Here is an 18,305-nt window from a genome sequence, read left to right as displayed (position 1 = left end):
GGGCGGAGGGGGAGCGGGCGGCGGGCGTCAGTCGGTGAACTCGAGGCGGCAGGTGTAGCCGCCGGTGGCGGGCATCCAGGCGCCCAGTCGGCGGAAGCCGAGCTGTCGCAGGGTGACGTCCCACGCGCGGGTGCCCGTGGTGCCGTACGGCAGCGGGCGATTCGCCATGGTCCGGCCGTCCGCGTCGGTGACGACGATCTGATCGAGCAGCTGTGCCGGTGGCCGGCTCCACACCAGCCAGCCGGTCAGGTGGTTCTCGTGCATGTGCACACTTTAAGTGGCACTACATACCTTTGCATAGCTCAGTGTCTTTGTGCAGGTCAGCAGAGCTTCTATGTTGTCTCCATGAGAGACGTACCCGAGTTCAAGCCCGCCGGGCACGAACTGCTGTACGTCGCGGTCGCCGACCACATCAGTGCGCGCATCGACGCCGGCGAGCTCCGGCCAGGCGCCCGGCTCCCACCAGAGCGCGAGCTCGCCACCGAGTACGGCGTCGCCTACCTGACGGTGCGGCGCGCCATGGTGGAGCTGCGCTCCCAGCGTCGCATCCTCACCATCCACGGCAAGGGCACGTTCGTCGCGCCCGAGCAGCCCGGCGCCGACGACACTGGCGATACCGCGGACGGCCGGTAGCGCGCCGAGAGGGCTGGCCCGGCAGGTACTCACCGTGGAGCGCTGGTGGTCTCCAGGACCCGACGACTGACGGCGTTGCGGCGCTGTCGGCGCACCAGGACCTCCGCGGTCAGCACGATCAGCGCGAGCCAGATCAGCGCGAACCCGACCCATCGCACTGGCGGCACCTGCTCGCCGTAGACCGCGACGCCGAGCAGGAACTGCAGGCTCGGGGTGAGGTACTGGAGGGTGCCGAGGGTCGTCAGCGGGATGCGCACCGCGGCGGCGCCGAAGAGCAGCAACGGCGTCGCCGTGACGATGCCGCAGCCGATCAGCAGGAGGGTGTCTCCCCAGCCGGCTTCGGCGAACGCCGCCGACCCGTCGGCCTGGAGCACGACCAGGTAGGTCAGCGCGGGCAGGAACAGCACGGCGGTCTCGACGGCGAGGCTCTCGACGGCGTCGACCGCGGCCTTCTTCTTCACCAGGCCGTACGTGCCGAACGAGAACGCCAGCGCCAGCGCGATCCAGGGCGGCCGGCCGTAGTCGACGGTCAGGATGATGACGGCGATCGCGGCGAGCCCCATGGCCACCCACTGCAGGCGGCGCAGCCGTTCGCCGAAGACGACGACGCCGAGCAGGACGGTCACCAGTGGGTTGATGAAGTAGCCGAGCGACGTCTCGACGATCTGGTCACTGTTGACCGCCCAGATGTAGACGCCCCAGTTGATGCAGATCAGCACGGCGGCCAGGGCGAGCAGACCGTACGCGCGCCGGCCCAGCGTGCGCAGCCGGCGTAGGTTGCGCCCGATTACCAGCAGCGCGAGCACGATGACCAGCGACCAGACGACCCGATGCGCCAGGATCTCGGCCGAGCCGATCTCGTCGAGCAGCTTGATGTAGAGCGGGAAGAGCCCCCACAGCGCGTACGCACCGAAGCCGTAGGCGATGCCGGACCGGGATGGACTCACCCGTGCATGCTACGGGTACGCCAGGAACGACCGCATAGTTCGCTCATGACGCGAGACGGCCGGACCCGGCGGCGGCGGGCCGAGCCAGGCGGACCCAGGCAGCTCAGCCCACCGTCCAGGTGTCCTTGCCCCGCAGCAGGTCCTGCAGGTCGCCCTCGCCCTGGGCGGTGACGGCGTCGTCGAGCTGTTGGTTCATGAGGTCGCCGTACGCGGGCCGCTCCACCTGCCGGAAGATGCCGATGGGGCTGCGCGCCAGCGTGCCCGGGTCGGCCAGCCGGGACAGCGCGAACGCCTGGGTGGGGTCGTCGGCGGTGATGTCGTGGACCACGAGGCCGGGGTCGTCGCCGTCGCACACCTCCAGCGCGCCGGTGGCCGGGTTGCGGCGGACGCCGTGCTGGCCGTCAGCGCCGAAGCGGACCGGCTCGCCGTGCTCGAGGCGGATCAGCACCTCGTCGCGGCTGTCCCTGTTCTTCAGGATCTCGAACGCACCGTCGTTGAAGATGTTGCAGTTCTGGTAGATCTCGACGAGCGACGTGCCGCGGTGTGCGGCGGCGGCGCTCAGCACCGACGTCAGGTGCTTGCGGTCGGAGTCGATGGTCCGCGCGACGAACGTGGCCTCCGCGCCCAGCGCCAGCGAGATCGGGTTGAACGGCGCCTCCAGCGAGCCCATGGGCGTCGACTTGGTGATCTTGCCCTGCTCGCTGGTGGGCGAGTACTGGCCCTTCGTCAGCCCGTAGATGCGGTTGTTGAACAGCAGGATCGTCAGGTTGACGTTGCGGCGCAGCGCGTGGATCAGGTGGTTGCCGCCGATGGACAGCGCGTCGCCGTCACCGGTGATGACCCACACCGACAGGTCGGGGCGCGCCGCTGCCAGGCCGGTCGCGATGGTCGGCGCACGGCCGTGGATCGAGTGCATCCCGTACGTGTTCATGTAGTACGGGAAGCGCGAGGAGCAGCCGATGCCGGAGATGAAGACGATGTTCTCGCGGGCCAGCTCGAGGTCGGGCAGGAAGCCCTGCACGGCCGCGAGCACGGCGTAGTCGCCGCAACCGGGGCACCAGCGGACCTCTTGGTCGCTGGTGAAGTCCTTCTTCGTCTGCGGTGCATCGGCGGTGGGAACGCCGGCGAGGCCGGGCGCTCCCAGTTCGACGGGCGCGCTCACAGCGAGCCCACCTCCTCAACGATCACTTCGGCCAGTTCCTCGGCCTTGAACGGCAGCCCGCGGACGCGGTTGTACCCGACGACGTCGACGAGGTACTTGCCGCGCAGCAGCAGCGCGAGCTGCCCGAGGTTCATCTCCGGGACGAGCACGCGGTCGTAGGACTTCAGCACGTCGCCGGTGTTGGCGGGCATGGGGTTCAGGTGGCGCAGGTGCGCCTGGGCGACGTTGTGGCCGGCCTTGCGGGCGCGCCGCACCGCCGCGCCGATGGGGCCGTAGGTGGAACCCCAGCCCAGCACGAGCATCCGGGCCTCGCCGCTGGGGTCGTCGACCTGGAGGTCGGGGATTCCGGCGATGCCATCGACCTTCGCCTGGCGCAGGCGCACCATGCGGTCGTGGTTGCTGGGGTCGTAGGAGATGGTGCCGGGCCCGTCGAGCTTCTCGATGCCGCCGATGCGGTGCTCCAGCCCCGGCGTGCCCGGGATGGCCCACGGACGGGCGAGCGTCTCCGGGTCGCGCAGGTAGGGCCAGAACGCGTGCTCGCCGTCGCCGTCGTAGTTGAGCTCGTGCGCGAAGTCCGGGTTGATGGTCGGCAGCGCGTCGACGTCCGGCACCGCCCACGGCTCGGAACCGTTGGCGAGGTAGCCGTCGGACAGCAGGAACACCGGCGTGCGGTAGGTGACGGCGATGCGCGCGGCCTCGATCGCGGCGTCGAAGCAGTCCGAGGGAGAGGAAGCCGCGACGACGGGGACCGGCGACTCGCCGTTGCGCCCGTAGAGCACCTGGAGCAGGTCGGCCTGCTCGGTCTTGGTGGGCAGCCCGGTGGACGGACCACCACGCTGCACGTCGACGACGACCAGTGGCAGCTCCAGCGACACCGCGAGGCCGACGGTCTCGCCCTTGAGCGCGACGCCCGGACCCGATGTCGTCGTCACACCCAGAGCGCCACCGAACGACGCACCCAGCGCGGCGCCGATGGCCGCGACCTCGTCCTCGGCCTGGAACGTGCGCACGCCGAAGCGCTTGTGCTTGGACAGCTCATGCAGGATGTCCGAGGCCGGCGTGATCGGGTAGGAGCCCAGGAACAGCGGCAGCCCCGACTGCCGGGCGGCGGCGACGAGGCCGTAGGCCAGCGCGAGGTTGCCGGTGATGTTGCGGTAAATGCCAGCCGGCATGGCGGCCGGCTTCACCTCGTAGGAGACGGCGAACTCCTCGGTGGTCTCGCCGTAGTTCCAGCCGGCCTTGAGCGCGGCGATGTTGGCGTCGCGGATGGTCTCGCGGCTGGCGAACTTCTCCTGCAGGAACCGCACGGTGCCGTCGATGGACCGGCCGTACATCCACGAGAGCAGCCCGAGGGCGAACATGTTCTTGGACCGGGAGGCGTCCTTGCGCGACAGCTCGAACGGCGCCAGCGCCTCCATGGTGATGCCGGACAGGTCCAGCGCGTGCACCTTGTAGGCGCTGAGGGTGCTGTCCTCGAGTGGGTTGGTGTCCCAGCCGACCTTCTTCAGCGCGCGCGGCGTGAAGTCGCCGGTGTCGACGATGATGGTGGCGCCCTTGGGGACGTCGGGCAGGTTCGCCTTCAGCGCGGCCGGGTTCATCGCCACCAGCACGTCCGGTGCGTCGCCGGGCGTGAGAATGTCGTAGTTGGCGAAGTGCAGCTGGAAGCTGGAAACGCCGGGCAGTGTGCCGGCTGGCGCCCGGATCTCGGCCGGGAAGTTGGGCAACGTCGAAAGGTCGTTGCCGAAGGAGGCGGCCTCGGCAGTGAATCTGTCGCCGGTCAACTGCATGCCGTCACCGGAGTCACCAGCGAATCGGATCACCACACGGTCGAGTTCGCGTACGTGCTTCACCGTCACCGTGTGTCGACGCCTCCTTTGTTCTCCGCGACGGGTGTGTCTCCTCGTCGATCCCGACCATCCATGCTACGGCGACTTTCGCCAACTCCCGTCTGCGCGTCCGAAGCGTGAGAGATCTCTCGTGGCCGACATCCCTCGACCCATGGGACATCTGCGCGTAATCTCTACGGTCACCAACTGGTCTAGATCAGTTCCGGAGGTTGTCATGGTCGACGCCGCGCGCCCGGCTCCCACACCCGCTCGCGGACGGCCTCCGCTCCGTACGATCCTGATCTGGACGACGGTCGCCGTCATCGGTGCCGTCGCCTGGGGTGTGGTGGCGCTCGTCCGGGACGAGGAGATCTCGGCGCTGTGGCTGCTGGCAGCCGCGTTGGGCTCGTACGCGATCGCCTACCGGTTCTACGCGCGGTTCATCGCCAACCGCGTCCTCGGCGTCGACGACCGCCGCGCCACCCCGGCGGAGACTCTGCGCAACGACACCGACTACCAGCCGACCGACCGGCGCATCCTGTTCGGCCACCACTTCGCCGCGATCGCCGGCGCCGGGCCGCTGGTCGGTCCGGTCCTCGCGGCGCAGATGGGCTACCTGCCCGGCACCCTCTGGATCATCGTGGGGGTCATCTTCGCCGGCGCGGTCCAGGACATGGTCGTGCTGTTCTTCTCCATGCGCCGCAACGGCAAGAGCCTGGGCCAGATGGCGCGCGAGGAGATCGGCGTCGTCGGCGGGGTCGCGGCGCTGGTCGGCGTGTTCGCCATCATGATCATCCTGCTGGCGGTGCTCGCCATCGTGGTCGTCAACGCGCTGGCCGAGTCGGCGTGGGGCACCTTCTCGATCGCGATGACCATCCCGATCGCGCTGTTCATGGGCTTCTACCTGCGCACCATCCGGCCCGGCCGCGTCATCGAGACCAGCCTCATCGGCGTCACCCTGTTGCTGCTGGCCATCGTGGGCGGCGGCTGGGTCCAGGAGTCCAGCTGGGCGGACACGTTCACGCTCTCGCCGGAGGCGCTGGTGTGGGCCCTGATCATCTACGGGTTCGTGGCCTCCGTGCTGCCGGTGTGGATGCTGCTGGCGCCGCGCGACTACCTCTCGACCTTCATGAAGATCGGCACCATCGCGCTGCTGGCCGTCGGACTCTTGCTGGCCCGGCCGGTGATGCAGAACGAGGCGGTCACCGACTTCGCCTCCACCGGTGACGGCCCGGTCTTCGCCGGTTCGCTGTTCCCGTTCGTGTTCATCACCATCGCCTGCGGCGCGCTGTCCGGATTCCACGCGCTGATCTCGTCAGGCACCACGCCGAAGCTGATCGAGAAGGAGTCGCAGGTCCGGATGATCGGCTACGGCGGCATGCTCGTCGAGTCGTTCGTCGCCGTCAGCGCCATGATCGCAGCGTCGATCATCGACCCCGGCTTGTACTACGCGATGAACGCGCCGGCCGGCTTCCTCGGCGACAGCCTGGAGTCCGCGTCGCAGGCCGTGGCCGGTCTCGGCTTCACCATCACGCCGGACCAGCTGGCCGGCGCCGCGGCCGCCGTCGAGGAATCGACGCTCGTGGCCAGAACCGGCGGCGCGCCGACCCTGGCCGTCGGCATGTCGCAGATCTTCTCCGACGCCTTCGGTGCGGGCGGGCAGGCGTTCTGGTACCACTTCGCGATCATGTTCGAAGCGCTGTTCATCCTGACGACGGTGGACGCCGGCACGCGTGTCGGGCGGTTCATGCTGCAGGACACGCTGGGCAACGTCTGGAAGCCGATGCGCGACGTGTCGTGGAAGCCCGGCCTCTGGCTCACCAGCGCCCTCGTGGTCGGTGGGTGGGGCTACTTCCTGTATGCCGGCGTCACCGATCCGCTCGGCGGCATCAACCAACTCTTCCCCCTGTTCGGCATCGCGAACCAGCTGCTCGCCGCGATCGCACTGACCGTGGCGACGGTCATCCTGATCAAGCGGGGCCAGCTCAAGTGGGCCTGGGTGACCGGCATCCCCCTGCTGTGGGACGCCACCGTCACTCTGACCGCCAGCTGGCAGAAGGTGTTCTCCGACGACCCCACGCTCGGGTTCTTCGCCCAGCGCGACCGGTTCTCCGAAGCGCTGGACAACGGCGAGGTGCTGCCGCCGGCGCAGTCGCTGGACGACATGGAGCAGGTGGTCACCAACACCACGGTCGACGGCATCCTGGCGGCGTTCTTCGCGCTCCTGGTGATCATCGTCATCGCCGACGCGGCCAGAGTCTGTGTCAAGACCCTGCGCAACCCATCCGCCGTCGTCGACAGTGAGGCACCGTTCGTGGAGTCCGAGCTCGTCGCGCCGTCCGGGCTGATACCCACCCGTGAGGAGCGGCAGCTCATGGCTTCCGTGGCGGCCGGCCGGGGCAGGGAACCCGGCGGCGACGGCGGACCTGTCGGATCCGATGGCGACGGCGCCGCGGCCGGTCCGCGGTGAGCCGCGTGACCGGCGCGGTGACGGGCGCGGTGACGCGTGCCGCGGCCGGCGTCTGGTGGTATCTGCGCGAGGTCAGCGGCGAGTCCGCCTACGATCGGTATGTCGAGCACTGTCGCCAGCACGACGCCGGCGCGACGGTGCTGACCCGCCGCGAGTTCGAGCGGCGCCGGCAGGACCGACGAGAGCACGAGCCTCAGCAGCGCTGCTGCTGAGCCGCCGGCCGCGCCGCCGCTCGGCGGCCCGGCCGGAACCTCGCCGGTGCGCGGTGCGTTGACCGTGATGACCAAGAGGGCCGCCGTTGTCGGCGCGACGGGTGCCCGAGAGGTGGACGTGCAGCTCAATCGTGTGAAGGCCGCCGTGTTGCTGGTGGCGCTGTCGGCCGTGGGGGTCGTGATCGGATCGTGGTTCGGTCCGGTCGGGCTCGCCGTGGCCGCCGTCGGCGTCGTCGCCTTCGACGGTTACGTCTACCTGCGCGCCGATGCCATCGTGCTGCGGGCCATGCGCGCCTACCCCGTCAGCGAGGCCGAGCAACCGGCGCTCTACCGCGTCGTCCGCGAGCTCACGGCACCGGCGCGGGTCCCCATGCCGCGGGTCTACGTCAGCCCCACCAAGGCGGTCAACGCGTTCGCCACCGGCCGCGGCCCGGCGCGCGCCGCCGTCTGCTGCACCGAGGGCATCCTGGCCCTGCTCGACGAGCGCGAGCTGCGTGGCGTCGTCGGGCATGAGCTTGCGCACATCCGCCGCGGCGACACCGTCGTCTCGTCGATGGCGGGGGCGGCGGCGAGCGTGGTCATGGTCGCCGCCGGCTTGCGGGTCTTCGGCGGCGACGGCGACCGCGTCGGCGCCGCCGGTCGCGTCCTGCTCATCGTCCTCGGACCGCTGGCGGCGGCGATCGTCCGCGTCAGTGTCAGCCCTGCCCGCGAGTACGAGGCCGATGCCGAGGCCACCCGCATCACCGGCGATCCCCTCGGCCTGGCCGGGGCGCTGCGCAAGCTGGACACCAGCACCCGCACGCTCGTCCTGCCGCCCGAGCGCGACATCGTCGCCACCAGCCACCTCATGATCGCGAGTCCGCTGCAGCAAACCGGCATCGCTCGGCTGTTCGCGACGCACCCGCCGATGGCCGAGCGGGTGGCCCGCCTCGAACAGCGCGCGGGCTACCGCAGGTGAAGAAGCCGCGCGGCGCCCATCGCCGGGTGCGTCGTCGAAATAGCTCCGGCGCCGCGCGGGTTGATCCCAGCTGTCGGTCTGCCGAGCGTGAGGAGCGCCATGTCCCTGTCGGGCAAGCGAGTCGTGATCACCGGAGGCGGCAGCGGGATCGGGTTGGCGACGGCGCGGGCGGCGGCCGCTCGCGGCGCGTCGGTCGTGCTGCTGGGCCGCACCGAGCGGAGGCTCAAGGCCGCCGCCGACGAGATGGGCCCGGCCGCGACCTACCGGGCGGTCGACGTCACGGACGCGGCGGCCGTCGACGAGGCGTTCGCCGAGCTCGGCCCGCTCGACCACCTGGTGTGCGCCGCGGCCGGCGCCGTCGCCGGACCGTTCACCGACCTCGCCGAGCGTGACGTGCGCGACTTCTTCGAGACCAAGTTCTGGGGTCAGTACCGCGTCGCGCGGGCCGCCCTGCCGCAGATCGCGCCGGGCGGCTCGATGCTGCTGTTCTCCGGCTTCCTGTACCGCAAGGCCGCCGTCGGGCTGGCGCCGTTCGCGGCGGTCAACGGCGCGATCGAAGGGCTGGTGAAAGTGCTGGCGCTGGAGGCGGCGCCGGTACGGGTGAACGCGCTGTCGCCCGGGCGCATCGATACGCTCGGCGGCGGGGAACCGATGGAGCCCGCGGCGCGGCGCGAGTACGTCGAGCTCGCCGGGCGCGAGGCGACGCTCGGGCGGATCGGCACGGCCGACGAGGCCGCGCACGCGGCCGTATTCCTGCTGGAGAACGCCTACACGACGGGCGTCACCCTCGACGTCGACGGCGGGCTGCGCTGAGCTTCGTGAGCGCCGTCCCGAGGTCGGCACGCACGACGTCAGCGCTCACGACGGAGGAAGTCGCGGGCGCCGCGCAGCGCGGTCCTCAGTGTGCGTTGCGTCCGGGTGCTGTCCAGGCGGACGTCCAGCGGCCCAGGGGGACCGGTGTCGGCGCGGCGGCCGGTGGCCAGCGCGGAGGCATCCAAGCCGTCGCGCTCGGCGATCAGCACACCGAGCTCGTGGCGGCTCACCGCGTCCGATCCGGCAACGTGGCACACGCCCGACCGATCGGAGGCGGCCAGCTCGAGAAGGGCGCCGGCGAGGTCGGCCACATGAACCGGGCAGCGGATGTCATCGGTGAACAGCACGCCGTGGCGCCGCCCGGTCGCCAGCTCGTGGACGGCTTCCTCGTGCACGGAGTCGCCGTCGCCGATGATCAGCGACGTGCGGGCGACCACGGCGGCCGGGGCGAGGAGGCGGATCGCCGTCTCGGCCGCGGCCTTCGCGGCACCGTACGGGTTGATCGGATCGGGCGAGGCGGACTCGTCGTAGCGGACGTCGGCGCCGGAGAAGACGGCGTCGCTGGACACGTGCACCAGCCGGGAACCGTGCCGCGTCGCGGCCAGCGCCAGGCCGATCGCGCCGTCGGCCGTGGTCGCCCAGTCGGCCTTGCGATACGCCGCGTTGACGACGACGTCCGGTCGGGTCTCCCTGAGCGCCGAGGCGATCTCGTCGTCGTGACGAAGGTCCATGGCCAGCCAGCGGATCCCGGGGAAATGGCCGGCGCGGGTCGCGAAGGTCGCCGTGACTGCGTGCCCAGCTGCACGTGCCTGCCGAGCCAGCTCGCAGCCCAGGAAGCCACTGCCGCCCGCGATCAGGATGTTCATGATCCGCCAACGTTAGGGCACCGCATCGCGCCACGTCGACGGCCGGCGCGGGATGACGAGGACACGACGACGGCCGCCGGGCCCGGACCGAGGTCGCTACCATCGCTGCGCCATCGAGGCCCACGGGGGCAAGGTCCGGCTGGTGGCCGACTTCCCGGCCACACGGTCACCATCCGGTGACGATCGATTTGGAGACTGGGTGGCTACGCCAGGCCGAGACGGCGCGCAATCCTGCCTAGGTTCACCGACCAGCCCACGCCGAAACCGTGTGGCGTGATCAGAGTGCCCTCGGGAGCCCACACCTTGTCGCGCAGCCGCTCGAGTGTTGGTGGGCGTAGGTCGTAGGGCACCATTCCAGCGATCTTCCCCTCCCACGTCCGCCCTTCGGGCGGTTTGCGCAGCTCGGTGACTACTGCGGCGGTGAGGAGTCCGACACCGAGTACCCACACCGCTTTCCGGTGATCATCAACGGTTGGCGACGTCATGGTGTCGCCAACCGTTGATGATCATGGAGGGTTGGGCGATCACGTCGTCATCCAACGTGGCGGCCAACACCTGACGGCCGTTCCGCTATCGGTAGTTCACGAACTGCAGAGCGAAGTCGAAGTCCTGCTCGCGCAGCATGGCCATGACCGCCTGGAGGTCGTCCTTCTTCTTCGACGAGACCCGCACTTCGTCGCCCTGGACCTGGGCGCGCACGCCCTTGGGGCCCTCGTCGCGGATCGCCTTCGTGATCTTCTTCGCCTGGTCCTGGTCGAGACCGTCCTGCAGGGTCGCGGTGATCTTGTAGACGCTGCCCGAGCTGCGCGGCTCACCCGCGTCGAGCGCCTTGAGCGAGACCTTGCGCTTGACCAGCTTGTCCTTGAGGACATCGAGCACGGCGTTCACGCGGTCTTCGGCGGAGGCCTCCATCTCGATGGCCAGCTCGCCGAGCCAGCGGATGGAGGCGCCGGTGCCACGGAAGTCGAAGCGCTGCGAGATCTCCTTGGCCGCCTGGTTCAGGGCGTTGTCCACCTCCTGCCGGTCGACCTTGCTCACCACGTCGAACGAGGACTCGCTTGCCACGATCGCTCCCTTCGGGTCCGGTGTCGCGCGTGCCGCGATGCCGGACGAGATCCTGGTCGCCGCGCCGATTGTCCGGCGCCGGCCGCACTGTTGTATCCTCTCACCGGTCCCGGCCGTAGGCCTGGAACCACGGCAGGTTGCCCGAGCGGCCAAAGGGAGCTGACTGTAAATCAGCCGGCACAGCCTACGCAGGTTCGAATCCTGCACCTGCCACACCTCGTAAAGGCTTCGTGGATCATGTCCCGACACGGTCGGCCGGCGGCCGCGGGAGGGCATGATCAGCGGGGTCGAGGTGGATTTCGCGGAGCGTCCGACGTTGTGTAGTCTCGTCTGGCGCACACGCCCCAATAGCTCAGTCGGCAGAGCGTCTCCATGGTAAGGAGAAGGTCTACGGTTCGATTCCGTATTGGGGCTCTGGTGAGGCTGCGCCGTCAGCGCGGCGCCGGCTCCCACTGGCGGGGTAGCTCAGGTGGTTAGAGCAAACGGCTCATAATCGTTGTGTCGCGGGTTCGAGTCCCGCCCCCGCTACCGAAACCCCTGGTCTGCCAGGGGTTTTTCCGTTCCGGGAAGAACGGGACGATGCAGAACTCGGCAGAGAGTCCGGCGTATCGGCTGCTGCCCCCGGATTCATCCCCGAGGACCGGTGAGCGAGCTTGCCGCCGCTCGGCCGGGCTCGGCGCTCATCTCTGCGTGTCGGTCCAGGCTGTTCATGGTCCGCGTCGAGGCCGAGCCCCAGAAACCGGGAACCCAGCGCCCGCACGGTACCTGGACAAGCTCGCTTTACGGCCGGAGGAGGAGACCAGCGCCAGCCGTCATTCGGACGCTGAGCCCAGCGCCGCGCAGCTGAGAACGTCGCCCTACATGGGGCGGGGTGGCAGGCGCGACCGACACCCCCGCCTATCGCCGCCGGGCGCGGTGTAGGCGACGCGGTTGACGCGCATGGTCAGCGGGCCCGTGGACGGGCATAGGCGAGCAGAACTAGGGCGCATCGGCTAGCCCGGCCTCCCGCGCCCGGGCGATCGCGCCGTCCCGGTCGGCGACCTGGAGCTTGGTGAAGATGTTGGAGATGTGGTTGCGGACCGTCTTGGGGCTGATCGTCAGCCGGCTCGCGATGGTGCGGTTCGGCAGGCCCGCGGTGATCAGGGAGAGCACCTCGCGCTCCCGGTCGGTGAGTTCGGCAGTGCCGGCGGCCGGGGTGCGCTGAGGTGCCGCAGCACACGGTCGGCCACGCTCGCGCCGAACACCAGCTCGCCGGCCGCCACTGACAGCACCGCCCTGATCACGTCCTCGGGGCGGGCGCCCTTCACAAGGTAGCCGGCCGCCCCGGCCTCCATCGCTGCGCGCAGCGACGCCTCATCGTCGAGCATTGTCAGCGCCAGTACCCGCACTCCGGGCGCCTCGCGGCGCCCTAGCGAAAGATTCGATGGGTCGGCGCGACCTCGGCGGTAGCCACTTCGAGCCGGTTCGACCCCAGCCGAGGGATGGGCTAATCTCTACATCGCAAGAATCATGGTTGGAACGAGTAGTCCGCTTCTGACCAGAGGTTTTGTAGGGCACCCCAGCAATGGGGGGCCCGTTTCGGCGGGGGACGAGTCCATGTGACTCGTGAACGTTGCGTCGCGGGTTCGAGTCCCGCCCCCGCTACCACGCCGGCCGGGGTACCCCGTCGTCGCCGATTCGGTGCGACATGACCTGGTCGGTTACCCTAGCAAGGTTCTTACGATCCAAGACGTCTTCGAAAGAGGCACCCGTGGCCGCCAAGAGCGCTGACATCCGCCCGAAGATCACCATGGCCTGCACGGAGTGCAAGGAGCGCAACTACATCACCAAGAAGAACCGGCGGAACGACCCCGACCGGCTCGACTTGAAGAAGTTCTGCCCGCGCTGCCGCACGCACACTGTCCACCGCGAGACCCGCTGAGGCTCCGGGAGGGCACGGCCGTGACGGTCCCCACTGACCGGGTCGCCCGTCGGTGGTTCACAGCGGTGACGGTAGCGTCTGCGCATGCCCATTGATCCTTCGGTCGTCGGACGGGTCTACCCAGCTCAGCCCTACGAGGTGAGCAGGGAGAAGATCCGCGAGTTCGCGGAGGCGATCGGCGACGCCAACCCCGCGTACGTCGACACCGATGCGGCCCGCGAGCACGGGCACGAGGATGTCGTCGCACCCCCGACATTCGCGATGATCCCGGTCATGCGTGGTTTCGACATCCTCATGGACGATCTCGGCATCGAGTTCGCCCGGGTCGTCCACGTCGACCAGCGCTTCACCTACTCCCAGCCGCTGCGGGTGGGAACCCGAGTGGAGACGACCACCCGCCTCGACAGCGTCCGGGCCGTCGCCGGCAACGACCTGCTGAAGATCCGTTCCCAGGTGCGTGACGAAACCGGCGCCGACATCTGCGTCTCCCTCGCCACCTTGCTGGTCCGGCCGGAGGACTCGTCGGACAGGGACTCCCGTGACTGAGCGGGTGTCCGAGCATCTCGCCGTCGGCGAGGTGGTCGCCGACCAGACGTACTGGGTCACCCGCGAGCACCTGGTCCGCTACGCCGGCGCCTCGGGTGACTTCAACCCCATCCACTGGAACGAGCGCGTGGCCAAGTCAGTCGGGCTGCCCGGCGTGCTGGCGCACGGCATGCTCACCATGGCGCTGTCCCTCCGGCTGCTCACCGACTGGTTGGGCGACCCCGCGGCCGTCATCGAGTACCGCGTCCGCTTCGCGCGCCCGGTGGTGGTTCCCGACGACGACACCGGTGTCGCCGTCCGGGTGGCGGCTGCGGTCATCGAGGTGCGCGACGACGGCGTCGTCGCGCTCGAGATCACCGTGCGGGTCGGCGACCAGAAGGTCCTGACCCAGGCCCGCGCGCTGTGCCGGATGCCGGGCGGGCGGCCCGGGCTGGCATCCTGACCAGGAGCCCTTCATGCGCGAGACCTTGGACGTCCCCCTTGCCGGGCTGACCACGCTGCGCGTCGGCGGGCCGGCCAAGCGCGTCGTCGAGGCCACCACCGAGGACGAGCTCGTCGCGTCGGTCCGTGGCTGCGACGAGCGCGGCGAGCCTGTGCTCCTGCTCGGCGGCGGGTCCAACCTGGTCGTCGACGACGCCGGCTTCGACGGCACGGTGGTCAAGGTCGCCACTCGTGGCGTCGAGGCCGACACGTCCGCGTCGTGCGACTCCGGAGCGCTGGCCGCCTGTGGTGGCGTGCTGGTGTCCGCCGCGGCCGGCGAGCCGTGGGACGACCTCGTCGCGTATGCCATCCAGCGCGAATGGTCCGGCATCGAGGCGCTGTCCGGCATCCCCGGCCTCGTCGGCGCCACCCCGATGCAGAACGTCGGCGCCTACGGCCAGGAGGTCGCCCAGACGGTCTGGCAGGTACGCACCTACGACCGCCAGGACCGCCGCATCCACACCTTCGCCAACGCCGACTGCCGCTTCGCCTACCGCGACAGCCGCTTCAAGGGCGCCGACCGCTACGTCGTCCTAACCGTCAGCTACCAGCTGCGCGAGGGCGACCTCGGCGCGCCGGTCGCCTACCCCGAGCTGGCCCGCGAGCTCGGCGTGGCCGTGGGCGAACGCGCGAGGCTCACCGAGGTCCGCGCCGCCGTCCTAGCTCTGCGCGCCGGCAAGGGCATGGTGCTCGACCCCGCCGACCATGACACCTGGAGCGCCGGGTCGTTCTTCACCAACCCGATCCTCGACGAGGCCGGCGCCGCCGACCTACCCGAGGCAGCGCCCCGCTGGCCGGCAGGCGACGGACGGGTCAAGACCAGCGCCGCCTGGCTGATCGAGCACGCCGGGTTCACCCGCGGCTACGCCGGCGGGCGGCGCGACGTCTCACTGTCCACCAAGCACACCTTGGCACTGACCAACCGCGGCGAGGCGAGCACCGCCGAGCTGCTCGCGCTGGCCCGCGAGGTTCGCGACGGCGTCCGCGCGGCCTTCGGCGTCGAGCTCGCGCCGGAGCCCACGCTGGTCGGCTGCTCGCTCTAGCCTGCCCTCCCGCCTTGATCAAACGCGGAGGCGGCGGGCGTCACCGTTCCAGGACCACGACGGGGATCTCGCGCCGGCTGGCGGCCGCGTACGAGTCGTACACGGGTGCCAGCGTCGTCATGAGCTGCCACAGCCGGGCCCGCTCGTCGCCGGCGGCGGTGCGGGCCGTCGCGGCGAACCGCTCGCTCTTGATCTGCACCTCCACGGCCGGGTTCGCCGTCAGGTTCAGGTACCACGACGGGTGCGTGTGCGTGATGGCCGAACCGGAGGCGACCACGACGTACCGGTCGCCGTCGGTGCCGAAGAACAGCCCAGTGCGATGCCGCCGGCCGGTGCGGCGGCCGGTGACGGTGAGCACCAGGTTGGGCACCCCGCCCTCCAGGTAGCCGTCGCGGCCGTCGGTGGCGAGGTAGCGCCGCACGTGGTCGGCTACGGACCGGTCGGGACTGTCGATCACGTCCCCGCTCATGCCGCCGAGATCCCTTGCGCGAATCCTCCGTCGACGGCGAGCTCGACGCCGGTGGTGTACGTCGCGTCGAAGGCGAGGAACAGGGCGGCGGCCGCGATCTCCTCGACGGTGCCGTTCCGGCGCAGCGGGGTGAGCTCGTCGCCCTGCTTCTCGAACTCCGCGCGTTCCTCGGCGGACATCCCGGCCACGCCCATGGTCGGCGTCCGGATGAAACCTGGCGCCACCGAGTTGACCCGGATGCGCCGGTCCAGGAATTCCGCGGCGAACACCTGGGCGAAGCCGCGCACCGCCTCCTTCGACCCGGAGTAGGCGCTCATGCCGGGGAACACGCGGTCGTTGGCCACCGTCGTGAACACGATGGCTCCGCCGTCGACGACGAGCGGCGCGAGCCGCTGCACGATGAAGAACGAGCCCTTCGCGTTGATGTCGAAGTGCCGGTCGTAGGAGGCCTCGGTCACCTGCGTGAGCGGTTCCAGCTCGGCGATCCCGTGGTTGACGAAGACGGCGTCCAACCGGCCGAGGTGCCCGCCGGCTGCCTCGCCGAGCCGGTCGATGTCGGGCAGGCTGGCCGCGTCGGAGCGGACCACTTGTGCCGCCGGTCCCAGCGTGGCGCGCGCCTGCTCGTTGGTCGCCTCGTTGCGGCCGGTGACCAGCACCTGAGCCCCGTCCTCAACCAGCGCCCGGGCGATGGCCAGTCCCATGCCGTGGGTGCCCCCGGTGACGACGGCCTTCTTGCCGGCGAACCTGTTCATGATCGTTTCCTTCTCTCGTGGGATGCGGTGTGCGTCAGAGGGCGTCGACGACGGCGTGCGGCTCGGTCGTGGTGGGTCCGTCGGGTGACGGTGCGCGGCGGCGTCCGGACGCGGTCACGACGGCGCCGACGACGGCCGCGGCCAGCGGCACCAGCAGGGCGGTCCGGAAGTCGTCCAGGCCGGCCGTGCCGTCGGAGTTGCCGACCAGCACCGCCGTCACCACCGCGAGCCCCAGTGCGGAGCCGAACTGGAACGACGTGGTGAGCACCCCGCTGGCCAGCCCTTGCTCCTCAGTGGCGACACCATCGGTGGCGGCGATGGTCAACGGCCCGTAAGCCAGCGCGAACGCGACGGTGAGGGTGAGGAACGTCGGCAGCATCGCCGCGTAGCTCCAGTCCGCGCCGAGCCGCAGGAACAGCGTGTACGCCACCGCCGCGAGCACCAGGCCGACGACGACCACCCGGCCGTTGCCGAACCTGGCGACCAGCCGCGGCGTCAGTGTCGGGGCCAGGATCGCGTCCAGGCCGAGGACCATCAACGCCAGACCAGTCTCCGTCTCCGACCAGCCGCGGAGCTCCTGCAGGTACAGCACGGCGACGAACTGGAACCCGACGAACGAGCCGACCAGCATCATCGCGCCGACGTTCGCCCGGACGAGCGTCGGCGAGCGCAACAGTCCCAGCCGCAGCAGCGGCGTCGCCGTCCGCCGTTCGACCATGACGAAGACCGCCAGTAGGGCGAGACCGGCAACGAGTGTGAGGGCGGTGGACGGCGCGGCCACCTCCGGTGCCATCACGACCGTGTAGACCAGCAGCAGCATCCCGCCGGTGAGGCTCAGCGCTCCGGCGACGTCGAACCCGCCCGCCGTCCGCTCCGGCGCCGCGTCGCGCGGTACCGTCCGGACCGCCGCGGCCAGCAGCACCGCCGCCATGATCACCGGCGCGAAGAACACCCAGCGCCAGTCGATCGACGTGAGCAGGCCGCCGGTGACCATGCCCAGCGAGAATCCGCCGGCGGCGATGCCCGCGTAGACCAGCAGGGCCTTCGTGCGGCGCGGACCCTCCGGGAACGTCGTCGTGATGATCGACAGCCCGGCCGGCGTCATGAACGCCGCCGCGATCCCGGTGACGAACCGCGAGACGATGAGCACCCAGCCCTCCGTCGCCAGCCCGCCGAGGCCGGAGAAGAGCAGGAAGACGGTCAGCCAGAGCAGGAACATCCGGCGCCGTCCGAGCAGGTCCGCGGCCCGCCCGCCGAGCAGCACGAAGCCGCCGTAGGCCAGGACGTAGGCGCTGACGACCCACTGCAGCGACGACGTCGACATGCCCAGCTCGGCGCGGATCGACGGCAGCGCCACGCCCATCATCGAGACGTCGATGCCCTCCAGGAAGATCGCGCCGCTCAACACGAGCAGCAACGCCCAGCCGCGCGACCCGAGCCGATCGGTCCGGCTGTCGGGCAGCGGCGACGGTGTGGTGGACACGAGAGTGCTCTCCCTTGTTCGTGTGTTATCGAAGTGCCTGTCAGTTCTTCCTTGTAACTAGACGCATCTTCCGTCACTATTGGGAGGCATGGAAGAAGGCACTTCGAAGTCACCCGGTCACTCCGCGCATACCGACGACTGCCAGCAGTGGGACCCGCGCGAGGACTGCGACGTTCGGCAGATCCTCGACCGCATCGCGGACAAGTGGTCGCTGTTGGTCATCGCGCTGCTCGACGGCCAGAGCCTGCGCTTCACCGAGCTGCGCCGCAAGATCGACGGAATCAGCCAGCGGATGCTGACCGTCACGCTGCGGCAGCTGGAGCGCGACGGCCTGGTGCGCCGCACCGTGTACCCCGTCGTACCGCCGCGGGTCGACTACGAACTGACGCCACTGGGCGCCACCCTCCACGACACCATCGAGGCCCTGGTCACCTGGACCGAACGCCACCAGGCCGAGATCGCCGCCGCCCGCGACGAGTACGACCGCCGCGCCGCCCAAAAGCAGCTCGTCGACGCGTGACCCCCGCCTCGCGCCGCGGCTCCCGCCTCCCGGCTCCGAATGATCACGTTCAGCACGAAATCTCGTGTCGCACCATGCTCACAAGCCTGCTGAAGCGCGAGAACTCCTCGTGATGCACGCCCGGAAACGGGTGCACAAC

21 protein-coding genes and 3 tRNA genes are annotated in these 18,305 nt (G+C 70.1%); 13 read left to right on the top strand and 11 right to left on the bottom strand.

Translation table 11 applies throughout. The features are described 5' to 3' along the window. Nucleotides 1-27: 27 nt before the first annotated feature. Nucleotides 28-264, bottom strand: a complete 237-nt coding sequence (locus tag E1269_RS24425; protein WP_131899446.1) for a hypothetical protein — start codon at nucleotides 262-264, stop codon at nucleotides 28-30. Nucleotides 265-345: 81 nt separating this feature from the next. Between E1269_RS24425 and E1269_RS24420 the strand changes: the two genes are divergently transcribed. Next, a complete protein-coding gene (locus E1269_RS24420) occupies nucleotides 346-633 on the top strand; it encodes a winged helix-turn-helix domain-containing protein (protein ID WP_131899444.1) in 288 nt (95 codons plus the stop codon). A 29-nt stretch (nucleotides 634-662) separates the two neighbouring features. Here the strand turns inward: E1269_RS24420 and rarD are convergent, their stop codons facing one another. The 3 genes from rarD to E1269_RS24405 all read right to left on the bottom strand — a co-directional run bounded on the left by rarD (nucleotide 663) and on the right by E1269_RS24405 (nucleotide 4,598). Next, nucleotides 663-1,580: an EamA family transporter RarD gene (gene rarD / locus E1269_RS24415; protein WP_131899442.1), complete on the bottom strand. Its 918-nt coding sequence runs from the start codon at nucleotides 1,578-1,580 to the stop codon at nucleotides 663-665. A 103-nt stretch (nucleotides 1,581-1,683) separates the two neighbouring features. Continuing rightward, complete coding sequence (locus E1269_RS24410; protein ID WP_203434026.1) at nucleotides 1,684-2,742, bottom strand: 2-oxoacid:ferredoxin oxidoreductase subunit beta; 1,059 nt, start codon at nucleotides 2,740-2,742, stop codon at nucleotides 1,684-1,686. Continuing rightward, nucleotides 2,739-4,598, bottom strand: coding sequence for a 2-oxoacid:acceptor oxidoreductase subunit alpha (locus tag E1269_RS24405; protein ID WP_420810666.1), 1,860 nt, complete (start codon nucleotides 4,596-4,598; stop codon nucleotides 2,739-2,741). The genes E1269_RS24410 and E1269_RS24405 overlap by 4 nt, the downstream gene beginning before the upstream one ends. A 205-nt stretch (nucleotides 4,599-4,803) precedes the next feature. On the opposite strand from E1269_RS24405, the gene E1269_RS24400 reads away from it, so the two are divergent. From E1269_RS24400 to E1269_RS24385, 4 genes are all read left to right on the top strand, one after another. Further along, entirely contained in the window at nucleotides 4,804-7,038 is a 2,235-nt protein-coding gene (locus tag E1269_RS24400; protein ID WP_131899462.1) for a carbon starvation CstA family protein, read from the top strand. Between the two features lie 5 nt (nucleotides 7,039-7,043). Then, nucleotides 7,044-7,250, top strand: a complete 207-nt coding sequence (locus tag E1269_RS24395) for a YbdD/YjiX family protein (protein WP_203434025.1) — start codon at nucleotides 7,044-7,046, stop codon at nucleotides 7,248-7,250. A 67-nt stretch (nucleotides 7,251-7,317) separates the two neighbouring features. Beyond that, nucleotides 7,318-8,208 carry a M48 family metalloprotease gene (locus E1269_RS24390; RefSeq protein WP_203434030.1) on the top strand — a complete coding sequence of 297 codons (891 nt, stop codon included), beginning with the start codon at nucleotides 7,318-7,320 and terminating at the stop codon, nucleotides 8,206-8,208. A gap of 99 nt (nucleotides 8,209-8,307) precedes the next feature. Then, entirely contained in the window at nucleotides 8,308-9,021 is a 714-nt protein-coding gene (locus E1269_RS24385; protein ID WP_131899439.1) for an SDR family oxidoreductase, read from the top strand. 38 nt (nucleotides 9,022-9,059) lie between these two features. Here E1269_RS24385 and E1269_RS24380 read toward each other — a convergent pair whose 3' ends face one another. Both E1269_RS24380 and E1269_RS24370 read right to left on the bottom strand, forming a co-directional pair. Further along, complete coding sequence (locus tag E1269_RS24380) at nucleotides 9,060-9,887, bottom strand: SDR family oxidoreductase (protein WP_131899437.1); 828 nt, start codon at nucleotides 9,885-9,887, stop codon at nucleotides 9,060-9,062. A gap of 570 nt (nucleotides 9,888-10,457) precedes the next feature. Beyond that, nucleotides 10,458-10,952 carry a YajQ family cyclic di-GMP-binding protein gene (locus E1269_RS24370; RefSeq protein WP_131899433.1) on the bottom strand — a complete coding sequence of 165 codons (495 nt, stop codon included), beginning with the start codon at nucleotides 10,950-10,952 and terminating at the stop codon, nucleotides 10,458-10,460. 131 nt (nucleotides 10,953-11,083) lie between these two features. Here E1269_RS24370 and E1269_RS24365 point away from each other — a divergent pair. The 3 genes from E1269_RS24365 (at nucleotide 11,084) to E1269_RS24355 (ending at nucleotide 11,480) form a co-directional block, all read left to right on the top strand. After that, a tRNA-Tyr gene (locus E1269_RS24365) sits at nucleotides 11,084-11,165 on the top strand. A 128-nt stretch (nucleotides 11,166-11,293) separates the two neighbouring features. Beyond that, a tRNA-Thr gene (locus E1269_RS24360) sits at nucleotides 11,294-11,366 on the top strand. A gap of 40 nt (nucleotides 11,367-11,406) precedes the next feature. Continuing rightward, a tRNA-Met gene (locus E1269_RS24355) sits at nucleotides 11,407-11,480 on the top strand. 450 nt (nucleotides 11,481-11,930) lie between these two features. Here the strand turns inward: E1269_RS24355 and E1269_RS33925 are convergent. Then, on the bottom strand, nucleotides 11,931-12,104 hold the full coding sequence (locus E1269_RS33925; RefSeq protein ID WP_131899431.1) for a LuxR C-terminal-related transcriptional regulator: 174 nt from the start codon (nucleotides 12,102-12,104) through the stop codon (nucleotides 11,931-11,933). Further along, complete coding sequence (locus E1269_RS24345; RefSeq protein ID WP_131899429.1) at nucleotides 12,092-12,340, bottom strand: response regulator; 249 nt, start codon at nucleotides 12,338-12,340, stop codon at nucleotides 12,092-12,094. The genes E1269_RS33925 and E1269_RS24345 overlap by 13 nt, the downstream gene beginning before the upstream one ends. Nucleotides 12,341-12,741: 401 nt before the next feature. On the opposite strand from E1269_RS24345, the gene rpmG reads away from it, so the two are divergent. From rpmG to E1269_RS24325, 4 genes are all read left to right on the top strand, one after another. Then, on the top strand, nucleotides 12,742-12,873 hold the full coding sequence (rpmG, locus tag E1269_RS33580) for a 50S ribosomal protein L33 (RefSeq protein ID WP_221441588.1): 132 nt from the start codon (nucleotides 12,742-12,744) through the stop codon (nucleotides 12,871-12,873). An 84-nt stretch (nucleotides 12,874-12,957) separates the two neighbouring features. Next, a complete protein-coding gene (locus E1269_RS24335; RefSeq protein ID WP_131899427.1) occupies nucleotides 12,958-13,419 on the top strand; it encodes an FAS1-like dehydratase domain-containing protein in 462 nt (153 codons plus the stop codon). Further along, on the top strand, nucleotides 13,412-13,861 hold the full coding sequence (locus tag E1269_RS24330; RefSeq protein WP_131899425.1) for a MaoC/PaaZ C-terminal domain-containing protein: 450 nt from the start codon (nucleotides 13,412-13,414) through the stop codon (nucleotides 13,859-13,861). The genes E1269_RS24335 and E1269_RS24330 overlap by 8 nt, the downstream gene beginning before the upstream one ends. A gap of 13 nt (nucleotides 13,862-13,874) precedes the next feature. Continuing rightward, on the top strand, nucleotides 13,875-14,942 hold the full coding sequence (locus E1269_RS24325; protein ID WP_131899423.1) for a UDP-N-acetylmuramate dehydrogenase: 1,068 nt from the start codon (nucleotides 13,875-13,877) through the stop codon (nucleotides 14,940-14,942). Between the two features lie 40 nt (nucleotides 14,943-14,982). Here E1269_RS24325 and E1269_RS24320 read toward each other — a convergent pair whose 3' ends face one another. From E1269_RS24320 to E1269_RS24310, 3 genes are read right to left on the bottom strand one after another with little or no spacing between them, the layout of a single operon-like run. Further along, nucleotides 14,983-15,411, bottom strand: a complete 429-nt coding sequence (locus E1269_RS24320) for a nitroreductase/quinone reductase family protein (RefSeq protein WP_131899421.1) — start codon at nucleotides 15,409-15,411, stop codon at nucleotides 14,983-14,985. Continuing rightward, the gene (locus E1269_RS24315) at nucleotides 15,408-16,163 is read right to left on the bottom strand and encodes an SDR family oxidoreductase (RefSeq protein WP_131899419.1); all 756 of its coding nucleotides are present in this window, start codon (nucleotides 16,161-16,163) and stop codon (nucleotides 15,408-15,410) included. Before E1269_RS24315 ends, E1269_RS24320 begins: the two co-directional genes overlap by 4 nt. A 34-nt stretch (nucleotides 16,164-16,197) precedes the next feature. After that, a complete protein-coding gene (locus tag E1269_RS24310; RefSeq protein WP_203434023.1) occupies nucleotides 16,198-17,646 on the bottom strand; it encodes an MFS transporter in 1,449 nt (482 codons plus the stop codon). An 88-nt stretch (nucleotides 17,647-17,734) separates the two neighbouring features. Here E1269_RS24310 and E1269_RS24305 point away from each other — a divergent pair, with 88 nt between their 5' ends. Further along, nucleotides 17,735-18,166, top strand: a complete 432-nt coding sequence (locus tag E1269_RS24305) for a winged helix-turn-helix transcriptional regulator (protein ID WP_131899417.1) — start codon at nucleotides 17,735-17,737, stop codon at nucleotides 18,164-18,166. Nucleotides 18,167-18,305: the final 139 nt, after the last annotated feature.

Origin of the sequence: Jiangella asiatica (assembly GCF_004349065.1) — a bacterium.
Taxonomy (GTDB): domain Bacteria; phylum Actinomycetota; class Actinomycetes; order Jiangellales; family Jiangellaceae; genus Jiangella; species Jiangella asiatica.
This window is presented reverse-complemented; position numbering and strand designations above follow the sequence as displayed.

What these genes read in the sequence shown, in the direction of transcription:
- E1269_RS24425 (WP_131899446.1), bottom strand. Translation starts at nt 264, where the DNA reads ATGCACGAGAACCACCTGACCGGCTGGCTGGTGTGGAGCCGGCCACCG.
- E1269_RS24420 (WP_131899444.1), top strand. Translation starts at nt 346, where the DNA reads ATGAGAGACGTACCCGAGTTCAAGCCCGCCGGGCACGAACTGCTGTAC.
- E1269_RS24400 (WP_131899462.1), top strand. Translation starts at nt 4,804, where the DNA reads ATGGTCGACGCCGCGCGCCCGGCTCCCACACCCGCTCGCGGACGGCCT.
- E1269_RS24390 (WP_203434030.1), top strand. Translation starts at nt 7,318, where the DNA reads ATGACCAAGAGGGCCGCCGTTGTCGGCGCGACGGGTGCCCGAGAGGTG.
- E1269_RS24385 (WP_131899439.1), top strand. Translation starts at nt 8,308, where the DNA reads ATGTCCCTGTCGGGCAAGCGAGTCGTGATCACCGGAGGCGGCAGCGGG.
- E1269_RS24380 (WP_131899437.1), bottom strand. Translation starts at nt 9,887, where the DNA reads ATGAACATCCTGATCGCGGGCGGCAGTGGCTTCCTGGGCTGCGAGCTG.
- rpmG (WP_221441588.1), top strand. Translation starts at nt 12,742, where the DNA reads ATGGCCTGCACGGAGTGCAAGGAGCGCAACTACATCACCAAGAAGAAC.
- E1269_RS24335 (WP_131899427.1), top strand. Translation starts at nt 12,958, where the DNA reads ATGCCCATTGATCCTTCGGTCGTCGGACGGGTCTACCCAGCTCAGCCC.
- E1269_RS24325 (WP_131899423.1), top strand. Translation starts at nt 13,875, where the DNA reads ATGCGCGAGACCTTGGACGTCCCCCTTGCCGGGCTGACCACGCTGCGC.
- E1269_RS24320 (WP_131899421.1), bottom strand. Translation starts at nt 15,411, where the DNA reads ATGAGCGGGGACGTGATCGACAGTCCCGACCGGTCCGTAGCCGACCAC.
- E1269_RS24315 (WP_131899419.1), bottom strand. Translation starts at nt 16,163, where the DNA reads ATGAACAGGTTCGCCGGCAAGAAGGCCGTCGTCACCGGGGGCACCCAC.
- E1269_RS24305 (WP_131899417.1), top strand. Translation starts at nt 17,735, where the DNA reads ATGGAAGAAGGCACTTCGAAGTCACCCGGTCACTCCGCGCATACCGAC.